The sequence below is a fragment of the Pseudomonas sp. M30-35 genome (assembly GCF_002163625.1).
In the GTDB taxonomy this organism is placed as follows: domain Bacteria; phylum Pseudomonadota; class Gammaproteobacteria; order Pseudomonadales; family Pseudomonadaceae; genus Aquipseudomonas.
In genome coordinates this window covers 1,454,778-1,466,934 of sequence record NZ_CP020892.1, presented here as the reverse complement: position 1 = coordinate 1,466,934, position 12,157 = coordinate 1,454,778, and the positions used below count along the sequence as shown (strand labels likewise).

Annotated in this window: 13 protein-coding genes; 3 read left to right on the top strand and 10 right to left on the bottom strand. The window is 54.9% G+C overall.

From position 1 onward, the window contains the following. Positions 1 to 45: 45 nt before the first annotated feature. A complete protein-coding gene (gene dsbC / locus B9K09_RS06855) occupies positions 46 to 774 on the bottom strand; it encodes a bifunctional protein-disulfide isomerase/oxidoreductase DsbC (protein ID WP_087516105.1) in 729 nt (242 codons plus the stop codon). Positions 775 to 854: 80 nt separating this feature from the next. Then, a complete protein-coding gene (xerD, locus tag B9K09_RS06850) occupies positions 855 to 1,751 on the bottom strand; it encodes a site-specific tyrosine recombinase XerD (RefSeq protein WP_087516104.1) in 897 nt (298 codons plus the stop codon). 75 nt (positions 1,752 to 1,826) lie between these two features. Here xerD and B9K09_RS06845 point away from each other — a divergent pair, with 75 nt between their 5' ends. Next, entirely contained in the window at positions 1,827 to 3,701 is a 1,875-nt protein-coding gene (locus B9K09_RS06845; RefSeq protein WP_087516103.1) for a sodium:proton antiporter, read from the top strand. Positions 3,702 to 3,766: 65 nt separating this feature from the next. Here the strand turns inward: B9K09_RS06845 and B9K09_RS06840 are convergent, their stop codons facing one another. The 6 genes from B9K09_RS06840 to ffh form a co-directional block, all read right to left on the bottom strand. Beyond that, complete coding sequence (locus B9K09_RS06840; RefSeq protein WP_087516102.1) at positions 3,767 to 4,186, bottom strand: acyl-CoA thioesterase; 420 nt, start codon at positions 4,184 to 4,186, stop codon at positions 3,767 to 3,769. Positions 4,187 to 4,373: 187 nt separating this feature from the next. After that, positions 4,374 to 4,724, bottom strand: coding sequence for a 50S ribosomal protein L19 (rplS, locus tag B9K09_RS06835; RefSeq protein ID WP_087516101.1), 351 nt, complete (start codon positions 4,722 to 4,724; stop codon positions 4,374 to 4,376). A gap of 42 nt (positions 4,725 to 4,766) precedes the next feature. After that, positions 4,767 to 5,519, bottom strand: coding sequence for a tRNA (guanosine(37)-N1)-methyltransferase TrmD (gene trmD, locus B9K09_RS06830; protein WP_087516100.1), 753 nt, complete (start codon positions 5,517 to 5,519; stop codon positions 4,767 to 4,769). 5 nt (positions 5,520 to 5,524) lie between these two features. Beyond that, positions 5,525 to 6,061 (bottom strand): ribosome maturation factor RimM, encoded by a 537-nt coding sequence (rimM, locus tag B9K09_RS06825; protein ID WP_087516099.1) that lies wholly within the window; start codon positions 6,059 to 6,061, stop codon positions 5,525 to 5,527. Between the two features lie 6 nt (positions 6,062 to 6,067). Then, positions 6,068 to 6,319 (bottom strand): 30S ribosomal protein S16, encoded by a 252-nt coding sequence (gene rpsP / locus B9K09_RS06820; RefSeq protein ID WP_010484678.1) that lies wholly within the window; start codon positions 6,317 to 6,319, stop codon positions 6,068 to 6,070. A 227-nt stretch (positions 6,320 to 6,546) separates the two neighbouring features. Continuing rightward, the gene (ffh, locus tag B9K09_RS06815; protein ID WP_087516098.1) at positions 6,547 to 7,926 is read right to left on the bottom strand and encodes a signal recognition particle protein; all 1,380 of its coding nucleotides are present in this window, start codon (positions 7,924 to 7,926) and stop codon (positions 6,547 to 6,549) included. A 157-nt stretch (positions 7,927 to 8,083) separates the two neighbouring features. Here ffh and B9K09_RS06810 point away from each other — a divergent pair, with 157 nt between their 5' ends. Both B9K09_RS06810 and B9K09_RS06805 read left to right on the top strand, forming a co-directional pair. Further along, entirely contained in the window at positions 8,084 to 8,884 is an 801-nt protein-coding gene (locus B9K09_RS06810; protein WP_087516097.1) for an inner membrane protein YpjD, read from the top strand. A 15-nt stretch (positions 8,885 to 8,899) separates the two neighbouring features. Then, a complete protein-coding gene (locus tag B9K09_RS06805) occupies positions 8,900 to 10,186 on the top strand; it encodes an HlyC/CorC family transporter (RefSeq protein ID WP_087516096.1) in 1,287 nt (428 codons plus the stop codon). On the opposite strand, the gene B9K09_RS06800 is transcribed toward B9K09_RS06805, so the two are convergent. Further along, on the bottom strand, positions 10,152 to 10,895 hold the full coding sequence (locus tag B9K09_RS06800; protein WP_087516095.1) for an SGNH/GDSL hydrolase family protein: 744 nt from the start codon (positions 10,893 to 10,895) through the stop codon (positions 10,152 to 10,154). The genes B9K09_RS06805 and B9K09_RS06800 overlap by 35 nt on opposite strands. Further along, entirely contained in the window at positions 10,892 to 12,073 is a 1,182-nt protein-coding gene (gene purT / locus B9K09_RS06795; protein ID WP_087516094.1) for a formate-dependent phosphoribosylglycinamide formyltransferase, read from the bottom strand. Before purT ends, B9K09_RS06800 begins: the two co-directional genes overlap by 4 nt. Positions 12,074 to 12,157: the final 84 nt, after the last annotated feature.

Below are 12,157 nucleotides of genomic sequence, written 5' to 3'. Positions count from 1 at the left end.
GTAATAGTCAATCTGCCCCACTCCACGACCAAAGAACCCTGGAGATTACTGGGCGGCGAGTGCCTTGGCACCGAGCTGAGCGGCAGGTTGATAACCTGGGATCAACTGACCATCGGCAAGCACTACAGCCGGAGTACCACGTACACCGATAGACTGGCCCAAAGCAAACTGCTTGGAGACCGGGTTCGAGCAAGCTGCAGCCGTTACATTGTCACCTTGAACCATTTTATCCATGGCCTCGCGGCGATCCTTGGAACACCAGACTGCTTGTAGCTGCTTGTCGCCCGCCGAGCCTAAACCCTGACGTGGGAACGCAACATAGCGCACCTCGATACCTTGCTTATTCAGCTCTGCCACTTCGCCATGCAACTTGTGGCAGTACGGGCACGTGGTATCGGTAAACACCGTGATGTGGGTCTTGGCCTTGCCAACCGCCGGGTAAACCACCATTTCCGCTTGCGGAATAGCGTTGATGACCTTGGCGATACCCTGGCTTTCGGCTTTTTCGGTCAAGTTGACCGGCGCGCCATTTTGCATCTGGAACAAATAGCCCTGCATCACAAACTGGCCGTCGGCGCTGGCATAGATCACCCGACCACCTTCGAGCTTAACTTCGTATAAGCCTTTAAGCGGGCTTGCAACGATGCTTTCTACCGGAACATCGATCTGCAGGGTATCCAGTGTTTTGCGGATAGCCTGTTCAGCCTCGTCGGCAAACGCCATGCTGCTTAACAGTGCCAATGCGGCTGTTGCAATAATTCGGGTCAAGCGCATGAGTTCTCCTACAGAGCAGCGCAAATTTCGGAGGCTGGAGACTATCATAATTCAGGCCCGCGGGGCGCCGCCAAACAGGCTTATCCGCGTGGATGATGAACCGCATGCAACTCCTGGAGGCGGGCACGGGCAATGTGCGTGTAAATTTGTGTGGTCGATAGATCGCTGTGGCCCAGCAGCATTTGCACCACGCGCAGGTCGGCACCATGATTGAGTAAGTGCGTGGCAAACGCATGCCTGAGCGTGTGCGGTGACAATGATTTAGCGATGCCGGCGACCTTGGCTTGGTGCTTGATGCGATGCCAAAAGGTCTGGCGGGTCATTTGCTCACCACGGGAGCTGGGAAACAGCACATCACTCGGCTTGCCATCGAGCAAAAACGCTCGCGCCTCTTTGACGTAGCGCTCAATCCATAGAATCGCTTCCTCGCCCAACGGCACCAGCCGCTCCTTGCTGCCCTTACCAAATACCCGGAGTACACCTTGACGCAGATTAACCTGTTCGAGCGTCAGGCTAATCAACTCGGTCACCCGTAAGCCACAGGCGTAGAGCACCTCAAGCATGGCACGATCGCGCAAGCCAATGGGGTCATCCAGCTCAGGCGCGGCCAGCAGCGCCTCAACGTCGGCCTCGGATAACGATTTAGGTAAAGGACGGCCCAATTGAGGCAAATCGATCTGCAGGGTCGGGTCTTGGCTAATCATTCCTTCACGCAATAAATACCGGTAGAAGCCACGCAAGCCCGATAAAAACCGTGCAGTAGAACGCGCCTTGTAACCTTCATTCAGGCGCCAGGCCAAGTGATCCAGAATCACATCGCGGCCAGCCGACTCTAGCGCCAAACCACGCGAATCGAGCCAGGCATTGAAGTGCGCTAAATCACTCCGATATGCATCGCGAGTGTGCACAGAAAGGCCTTTTTCGAACCATAATGCTTCAAGGAATCGGTCGATCAGTTGATGTTCTAGCGTCGGCATAAGTAACTGCTTTAATGTGGCATGCGCTTTAGTCTTCCATAGCACGTAACGCTGCACCAGTGACAAGGAGTCTTGATGAACGAAACACAAATATTATTTGCTCTTGGAGGCATCGGCGCAGCAGCTTTGGCCAGTCAATGGCTAGCTTGGCGCCTGCGTTTGCCTGCGATTTTATTTTTATTGTTAAGTGGTTTGCTGGCAGGCCCCATCACTGGAGTTCTCGACCCTCAAGCATTGTTTGGTGACTTACTATTCCCGCTTGTATCGCTGGCTGTCGCGCTGATTCTGTTTGAAGGCAGCCTGACGCTGCACATGTCCGAATGGAAAGAGATCGGCACTGTGGTTCACCGCCTGGTGACATGGGGCGCGCTGATCACCTGGGCAGTCATCGCCTGTGCGACCCACTATTTGCTCGGTTTCAGCTGGGAGTTGGCGCTCCTGTTCGGCACCCTGACACTCGTCACAGGACCAACAGTTATCGTGCCGATGTTGCGTGTGGTGCGCCCCAAAGCCTCGATCGCCAATATTCTGCGCTGGGAAGGTATCGCCATCGACCCCATCGGCGCACTGCTGGCGGTTGTGGTTTTCAGTTTTATCGTCAGCATTGAGGACGGCAGCCCGTGGGGCCACAGCCTGTCAACATTCGGCGCGGTGATTGGCACCGGTGCGTTTCTCGGCGTGGTTGGCGGCTGGCTATTTGGCCAGGTGCTCAAGCGCCACTGGCTTCCTGAATACCTGCACAACCTCGCCTCCCTGGCCGCCGTACTGGGTATTTTCATCACCTCCAACCAATTGATGCACGAGTCTGGCCTGCTGGCCGTGACCGTCATGGGCATGTGGCTGGCCAACATGCGCGGAGTGGATGTGCGGCAAATCCTCCATTTCAAGGAAAACCTCAGTGTCTTGCTGATTTCCGGGCTATTTATTCTGCTCGCCGCACGCCTGGACCTTAATGCATTGATCGCGCTAGGCCCGGTGACCTTGGTATTACTGGCAATTATTCAGTTTATCGCCCGCCCGCTAAGCGTATTTGCCTGCACCCTCGGCTCGAACCTGAACTGGCGCGAACGCAGCTTACTGGCGTGGATTGCCCCGCGAGGCATTGTTGCGGCAGCCGTTTCAGCAATCTTCGCCCTGCGCCTACAAGAAGCAGGCGATGAGCAAGCAGTGTTACTTGTGCCACTGACCTTTCTGGTGATCATCGGCACCGTAGTGCTGCAAAGCGCCACTGCGCGGCCATTGGCGCGACTGTTGAAAGTTGCTGAACCTGCACCCAGCGGCTTCTTGATTGTGGGTGCAAACCCCGTGGCCCGCGCCATGGGCAAAGCCCTGCAAAGCCTGGGCAACCGAGTGCTACTGACCGACTCCAGTTGGGAAAACACCCGCGCGGCTCGCATGGCCAACCTGCCAGCCTACTTCGGCAATCCAACCTCACAGCACGCTGAAGCCAACATGGACCTTGTCGGCCTTGGCCACTTGATTGCGTTATCGCCCTCAAGCGAACTAAATGCGCTGGCCTGCATGCATTTCCGCCATGACTTTGCCGCAAAGAACCGCTTCACCCTGCCCTCAGGAACCGACAGCCGCCGCTCGGACAAGCACCGCAGCAGTGACGGTGTACGCGGGCGCTCCATAGGCAGTGAAGCCATAAGCTTTCCACAGTTCGCCAGCCGCTTGAGCAAGGGCGCAGAAATCCGCACCACCACTCTCAAGGCAGCGTTCGGCTGGCAGGAATATCAAGAACTGCATGGCAGCAGTGCTTTACTACTGATGGCTAAAGACCCTAAAGGCTGGCTCCACGTTGCCACCCAACCTCTAGACTTTGAACCTGAAGCCGGCTGGACACTAGTGTCTTTGATTGATGACGAACCAGCCAGCGCTCCTGCAGCCAAAACCGAACTCACAAAGCAGTCGGAAACCCCTGCCGCAACGACCAGTAACGGCAAATAGCTCAACAGTGTTGCACAAGGTAAAAAGGCGCCGATTTAGGCGCCTTTTTGGTATCAGTGGACGGCTTATGCGTCTTGCGGGAAATCGGGTAAAACCGGTACCGGTCGTTTGTCGTCATCGATGGCGACGAAGCTGAACACACCGCTAATTGCCCGCTCCACACCGTCTTGATACATGCTTTCAACAAAGACTTCGACTTCAACCTTGAGGCTGGTATTGCCGACCTTGATTACCCGCCCAACCAGCTCAACAATCGAGCCCGCAGGAATTGCATGATTAAAGTCGATGCGATCCGAAGACACTGTCACCAGCGAGCGTCGACAAAAACGTGTCGCGGCAATAAACGAAACTTCATCCATCCAGGCCAACGCGGTACCACCAAACAGCGTGTTGTGGTGATTAGTTGTCGGCGGGAACACGGCTTTGGCGACGCGCGTGGTGGAGAGTTCTATACGGCGTTGAATTTCTTGCTCACGAGCGGTCATCGTAGCGGCCTGTGGTTTGGTATTGAGGAAGCATAGTCATTGTAGGGTGTGACAACGCGAAGCTTGCCCACCAGAAGTCGAATATCCGGCAGCCAAGTGGCGGACGGATGAAGCGACGCTCGCTCTACTGATCATGCTTAAACGAAAAAGGCAGCCCGTAGGCTGCCTTTTTTCAAAGAAAAACGTCTTACGACAGTTTTTCCTTGATGCGTGCTGCCTTACCAGACAGGTCACGCAGGTAGTAAAGCTTAGCTTTACGAACGTCACCGCGACGCTTAACAGCCAAGCTGTCAACCAGCGGGCTGTAGGTCTGGAAAGTACGCTCAACGCCTACACCGTTGGAGATCTTACGAACAGTGAAAGCACTGCTCAGACCACGGTTACGCTTGGCGATTACGACGCCTTCGAAAGCCTGCAGACGCTGACGGTCGCCTTCCTTAACTTTTACCTGAACGACAATGGTGTCGCCCGGTGCAAAAGGAGGGACTTCTTTGCTCATCTGCTCAGCTTCGATCTGCTGAATGATTTTGTTGGTCATGCTGCGCTCCTAAGACAAGCGGTCTGGCTTGTCATCGATACATTAACTATCGTCCCGCTGGCGGATGTATTCCTCCAGCAGCTTGTTCTCTTCCCCAGAAAGCGAGCGGCTATCCAGAAGATCAGCGCGTCGTTCGTGCGTCCTACCAAGGGACTGCTGCAAACGCCAGCGCCGGATATGTTCGTGGTTGCCGCTAAGCAGCACCTCAGGAACACGTTTATCCGCATACACCTCCGGGCGGGTATAGTGCGGGCAGTCAAGTAAGCCATCCGTAAAGGAGTCTTCCTCGGCCGAACCTGCATGACCTAATGCACCAGGCAAAAGGCGCGTTACCGCATCGATCAGAACCATGGCTGGCAGCTCACCGCCAGACAGGACGTAATCCCCAATCGACCATTCTTCATCAACATGCGCTTCAATAAAGCGTTCATCGATGCCTTCGTAGCGACCTGCGATGAGGATAAAAGCCTCTTCGTTTGCCAGTTCGCGTACTGCTGACTGAGTCAGCTGGCGACCTTGCGGCGAAAGGTAAATCACCTTCGCTTTTTCACCTGCGGCATGCTTGGCGTCGAGCAAAGCATCCTCAAGCGGCTTGATCTTCATCACCATGCCTGGACCGCCACCAAAAGGTCGATCATCCACAGTGTGATGACGATCGCTGGTGTAGCTCCGCGGATTCCAACAAGTAAGCTGCAACAGCTCTTGTTTCACCGCACGGCTGGTAATGCCATATTCGCTGATGGCAGCAAACATTTCCGGGAACAACGTAATGACTTCAACGCGCAAGCTAGGCATGGCGCTTAAAAGTCCGCATCCCAGTCAACCCGCATTTCGCCAGCACTCAAATCAATCGACAACACACATTGCTCGGTATAGGGCAACAGGCGTTCGCGATCATCAAGGCTGTCGGCGCAGGCTTTGACTACCATCACATCGTTGGCGCCAGTCTCAAACAGATGGTCAATCTTGCCGAGCAATTGCCCTGCTTGATCTATCACCTTAAGACCTTCCAACTGATACCAATAGAACTCGCCATCGGTTAGTTCCGGTAATTGGTTGCGAGGCACGCAAATCTCAAAGCCAGCGTAAGTACGCGCAACTTCGCGATCGTCGAGACCTTTCAACTTCGCTACCAGGACCTTGCCTTGCAAGCGCCCATTGGCCACTTCAACTTGCTTAACCTCGTTGTCACGCCTAAGCGTCCAACGCGGATAATCGAGCACGTTATTGATCGGATCGGTAAAGGAATACACCTTCACGTCGCCTTTCACGCCATGCACCGATACGATCTTGCCGAGGACAACCAAGTCTTCAGCTGGAGCTGGCGTTGTGCTCATAAATACTTAGGCTGCAGCCTTAGCATTTTCCTTCAGCAGCTGAGCAACACGCTCAGACGGCTGCGCACCCTGGCCAAGCCAGTAAGTAACGCGTTCTTCGTTTACGGACAGCTTGATTTCGTTACCCGATGCAACTGGGTTGAAGAAACCAACACGCTCAACGAAACGACCATCGCGCGCATTGCGGCTGTTGGTCACGGTGAGGTGGTAAAATGGGCGCTTTTTAGAGCCGCCACGGGCTAGACGGATGGTTACCATTAAACTTCGTTCCTGTAGTCGGTGCTGCAAAACTGATAATGCAAGCATCGGGCACTAGGCCCGAAAGGCCGCATATTCTAAGGATAATCCGGTTTTTTGCAAATAACTTTTTGACCCCGCCGGTCCGGGTCGTGACTTTACATGCCTGTAAAGCCATTCAAACTGTCCCGATTAAACACCTGAACAACCCATTTCAGGGGGCTGCAGCTCTAAATCGAGACACTGAATTACATCTTGGGCATTCCGCCGCCACCTGGCAACATTCCACCCATACCACGCATCATTTTCGCCATGCCGCCTTTGGCGGTGAATTTCTTCATCATTTTCTGCATCTGCTTGTGCTGTTTTATCAGCCGGCCGATGTCTTGAACCTGAGTTCCAGAACCCATGGCAATACGGCGCTTACGCGAACCACTGATAACTTCAGGGTCGCGACGCTCGGCTGGAGTCATCGAATTGATGATGGCCTCCATTTGCTTGAACTGCTTTTCAGCTGCGCCTTGGGCATTGCCCATCTGCGCAAGATTGACCCCACCCATTTGCGGCAGCTTGTCCATGAGACCGCCAAGGCCGCCCATGTTTTTCATCTGCAGCAACTGATCACGGAAGTCTTCGAGGTCGAAACCCTTACCTTTCTTCAGTTTCTTGGTGAGCTTGTCGGCCTTGTCACGATCAAGGGTTTGTTCCGCTTGTTCGATCAGGCTGAGTACGTCGCCCATCCCGAGGATGCGTGACGCAATACGGTCCGGGTGAAACGGCTCGAGCGCATCGCTCTTTTCGCCCATACCGATGAATTTGATCGGCTTGCCGGTGATATGGCGCACAGACAGCGCCGCACCACCACGCGCATCACCATCGACCTTGGTCAGCACCACACCGGTCAACGGCAAGGCATCAGCGAAGGCCTTGGCGGTGTTCGCCGCATCCTGACCGGTCATGGCATCAACCACGAACAGGGTTTCAGCAGGATTGACCGCAGCATGCAGCGCTTGGATCTCAGCCATCATTTCGGCATCAACGGCCAAACGACCCGCGGTATCGACCAGCACTACATCAATATATTTGAGCGTCGCTTCTTTAATTGCCGCCTGCGCAATCGCCACTGGCTTTTGCGTAATGTCAGACGGAAAGAAGGTCACGCCAATATCATTGGCCAGGGTTTCCAACTGCTTGATCGCCGCTGGGCGATAAACGTCAGCGGAAACCACCAGCACGCTTTTCTTCTTACGTTCTTTAAGAAACTTTGCCAGCTTGCCGACAGTGGTGGTTTTACCTGCACCTTGCAAACCCGCCATCAGCACGACAGCCGGAGGCGTAACATTCAAAGCCAGATCTTCGTTGGCCGCACCCATCAGCTCTTCGAGCTCGGCGCGCACGATCTTCACAAAAGCTTGACCAGGCGTCAGGCTTTTCGACACTTCAGTGCCAACCGCGCGGTCTTTAACCCGGTTAACGAACTCTTTGACCACCGGCAATGCAACGTCGGCCTCGAGCAAAGCCATGCGCACTTCACGCAGGGTGTCCTGGATGTTTTCCTCTGTCATCTTGGCTTTGCCAGTGACATTTCGCAGTGATTGCGAGAGGCGGTCTGTTAAATTTTCGAACATGCTCGTTCCTTTCAGGTTCAACTGAACCGAGGCTGGGCTTGCAACTAGCCGGTGATTATAACCAACTGTCTGCAACACTGACACCGCCAGTAGTCTTTCGTAAATTATGCTTTATGTGCCAAACTCAGCGCCTTTCGGGCTTTCCCTACTAGGATTTATGCACCCATTGCTGCCCAGCTTAGCGGCCGCCTGCCTTTACGGCGGCGCTGCAATCTACCAAGGACTGCGCCTTTCCACACGCAGCAACCCTAACAAGCGCCTGCTCGGCCTGCTCGGCGTACTCGCACTGCTGTTCCACGGCGGCAGTCTTTTCGTGCAAATGCATCACGATATTGGCATGCAGTTAGATTTTTTTAACGCGGCCAGCCTCATCACATTCGCCGTGATCTGTATCACACTATTGGCCTGCCTGCGCATTCCGACAGAAAACTTGTTGCTGTTTTTGTTTCCACTAGGTTGCATCACCGTATTACTCGCGCAGTTTATGCCCGTTGGCACCATTGACCCGATTAATGAAAGCCCCGGCATCATTGCCCACATATTGCTGTCGATCATTGCCTACGGCATCCTGACGATTGCGGTATTTCAAGCCTTGCTCGTGTCGATGCAGGACTACCAGCTCAAGCACAAGCACCCTTCAGGCCTGGCCAAAAATTTCCCGCCACTACAAACCATGGAAAGCTTGTTGTTCGGTTTCCTTTGGGCTGGCTGGATCATGCTCTCGTTGTCGCTGTTATCGGGAGCACTTTTCATTGATGACTTGTTTGCACAGCATTTAGTGCACAAAACCATCCTTTCTTGTTTCGCCTGGATCGTCTTCGCCGTACTCCTCTGGGGTCGCCATCAGCTCGGCTGGCGCGGGCACAAGGCAATTCGTTGGACCCTTGCAGGTTTCTGCCTGCTAATGCTCGCCTACTTTGGCAGCAAGCTGGTTCGCGAATTCATTCTGCACATATAGGTAGGCCCGCACCCCGTGGACACTTTGCCCCCCGGCTTTCTGCTTGGCGTTCTGATTTTCCTGCTGGCTTGCTCAGCGTTCTTCTCAAGTTCCGAAACCGGCATTCTCAGCCTCAACCGCTATCGCCTGCGCCACATGGCCAAAGAAGGTCATCGCGGCGCCAAGCGCGTCAGCGCCTTGCTCAGCCGTCCCGATCGGCTGCTCGGGACGATTCTGATCGGCAACAACTTCGTCAATATTCTCGCCTCCTCAATCGCAACCGTCTTGGCAATCAAGCTCTGGGGCGAAGCCGGTATCGCTATTGCCACCATTGGCTTGACCATCGCACTGCTGATTTTCGGCGAAATCACCCCAAAAACCCTGGCAGCCCTGCACCCGGAGCGCGTGGCCTATCCATTCAGCATGCCCCTAAGCATACTGCTCAAACTGTTTTACCCGCTGGTCATCATGCTCGGCTGGATCAGCAACGGCCTTCTCAGGCTGCTGGGCGTTGACCCAACCAGCAAAAGCAGTGACAGCCTGACCACCGAAGAGCTGCGCAGCGTTGTGCGTGAGTCAGGCCATGAGCTGCCGAAAAACCGCCAAAGCATGCTGCTGGGCATTCTTGACCTGGAAAAGGTCACGGTTAACGACATCATGATTCCGCGCAATGAAGTGACCGGGATCAATCTCGAAGACGACATCGAAATCATCATTACCCAGTTGGTCAGCACGACACACACGCGTTTGCCGGTCTTTCGCACTGATATCAACCAGATCGAAGGTGTGGTGCATATCCGCCAGATCGCCCGCCTGCTAACCAGCAACCAACTGACCAAAGAGAGCCTGTTAGGCGCCTGCATGGAGCCATACTTTGTGCCCGAGAGCACGCCGCTTTCGACTCAGCTGATCAACTTCCAAAAGCAAAAACATCGCATTGGTATCGTCGTTGATGAATATGGCGATGTCATCGGCGTAGTTTCATTGGAAGATATTCTTGAAGAAATTGTCGGCGACTTCAGCAACCAAAATACCCTGCGCAATCCAGACATTCACCCGCAAGCCGACGGCACCCACGTCATCGATGGTGCCGCGTATATTCGCGAAATCAACAAAGCACTGGATTGGGAACTATCGTGTGAAGGGCCAAAAACCCTGAACGGCTTGATCACTGAAGCATTGGAAAGTATTCCAGATAGCCCGGTGTGCCTAAAAATAGGCAACTATCACTTGGAAATTCTGCAATCGTCTGACAACCGCGTTAAAAGCGTGAAAGTCTGGCAAGCGCTTAGTCGATCTTCCGAGAGTGAAGCGAGCGAGTAATCGCAGCGGCCAAATGCTGCGCCCAAACTCGATACCCCGCACCTGATGGGTGATAACCATCGAGCGCCAGATACTCGTCTGAAAAATCCAGTTCTAGCGGCACATACAGAGCGCGGTGCTCATCAGCCAGCGCCTGCAATTGCGCGTCCAGCTGCTGCGCTCTGGCACCTAATAACCAGCGCAGCAGCCAAGGCAGCGCCGTAAAGTACTGTAGCGGCGGAACACCGGTAAAAACCACTGACGCACCACCCGCTTGAAGCCCAACGGCGAGCCTGCACAACGAAGCGCGCCAACGGCTAAGCCGAGTCAGGTGACTACAGTCGTTAACCCCGAACACCAACACCGCCAAATCAAACGAGCCGGCTGGAACCTGCGGTAGCAATCGCTGGCAGGCCTGGGTGGCGGTAATACCGTTCTCAGCCAGCACCCGCCATGCGACCGGACGCTGTTGGGAGTCGGCCAACGCACTAGCCAGTTGCCCGACCAAGGCTTGCGACAAGCAACTTACGCCTACGCCAGCCGCCGTTGACTCGCCGAGCAGTAAAAGTCGCACAGGCCGTCCGGCGTAACGAACACCGGCCACGCCCTCGGCAGGCCCAGCAGCAGGAGCAAGACGCAATGCAGTAAGGCGTGTGTATAGCGCCAGCGGTATGACCACAGGCGACGTCAATCCAATCAGCAGCCACCAACGCCAGCTCTGGCCATTCACAGCTCGACGTTAACCGCCTTGGCAGCACGTGTTGCTTTGCCCCGCGCCAGCTCCAGCGACTCGTCACGCGCCAGCGCTACACCCATGCGCCGCTGACCATTGACTTGCGGCTTACCGAACAAGCGCAGCATGGTATCGGGCTCCGCCAGTGCTGCAGCCAGATTGCCGAAGCTGACCTGCTCGGATTGCCCCTCAACCAGCACCACAGCTGAAGCCGAAGGACCAAACTGGCGAATCACTGGAATTGGCAGACCTAGAATTGCCCGCGCATGCAAGGCAAACTCGGAAAGGTCTTGGGAGATCAAGGTCACCATGCCGGTGTCATGCGGGCGCGGCGAGATTTCACAGAACCAGACCTGGTCGCCCTTAACAAACAACTCAACACCAAACAAACCGAGGCCGCCCAGCGAATCAGTGACCGCCAACGCAATGCGCTCAGCCTCGGCCATGGCCTTGGGACTCATGGGCTGAGGTTGCCACGACTCCTGGTAGTCACCGCGCTCCTGACGATGGCCAACAGGTGCACAAAACGTGGTGCCATTGATATGACGTACAGTCAGCAGGGCAATCTCATAATCAAAGTCGATAAAACCTTCGACAATTACCCGCCCCTTGCCAGCGCGACCGCCTTCCTGCGCGTAATCCCATGCTTGCTGTACATCAGCCTCACTCTTGAGTACCGACTGGCCCTTGCCAGAAGAACTCATGATCGGCTTAACCACACAAGGGAAGCCAATAGTGCTTACAGCAGCCCGGAACGCCTCAAACGAGTCAGCAAATTCATACGGCGAGGTTGGCAGACCCAGTTCTTCTGCGGCCAAGCGGCGAATGCCTTCGCGGTTCATGGTCAGTTGAGCGGCGCGCGCACTTGGGATCACGGTGTAGCCTTCACGCTCAAGCTCAGCCAGAGTCGCGGTGGCAATTGCCTCAATCTCGGGCACGATGTAATGCGGTTTTTCCTGCTCAATCACCGCACGAAGTTCAGCGCCATCAAGCATATTGACCACGTGACTACGGTGCGCAACCTGCATCGCCGGAGCATTGGCATAGCGGTCAACAGCAATCACCTCGACCCCGAGACGCTGCAGCTCGATCACCACTTCTTTTCCCAGCTCGCCCGAGCCACACAGCAATACGCGAGTCGCACTTGGCGACAACGGAGTTCCAATACTAGGCATAACAATTCCCTGGACTAGCGACTTGTTTCAGAGGCTCCCTTTTGGGAGGCAGCCCGAGCAGAATGCATCAGAGCCAATCTGATA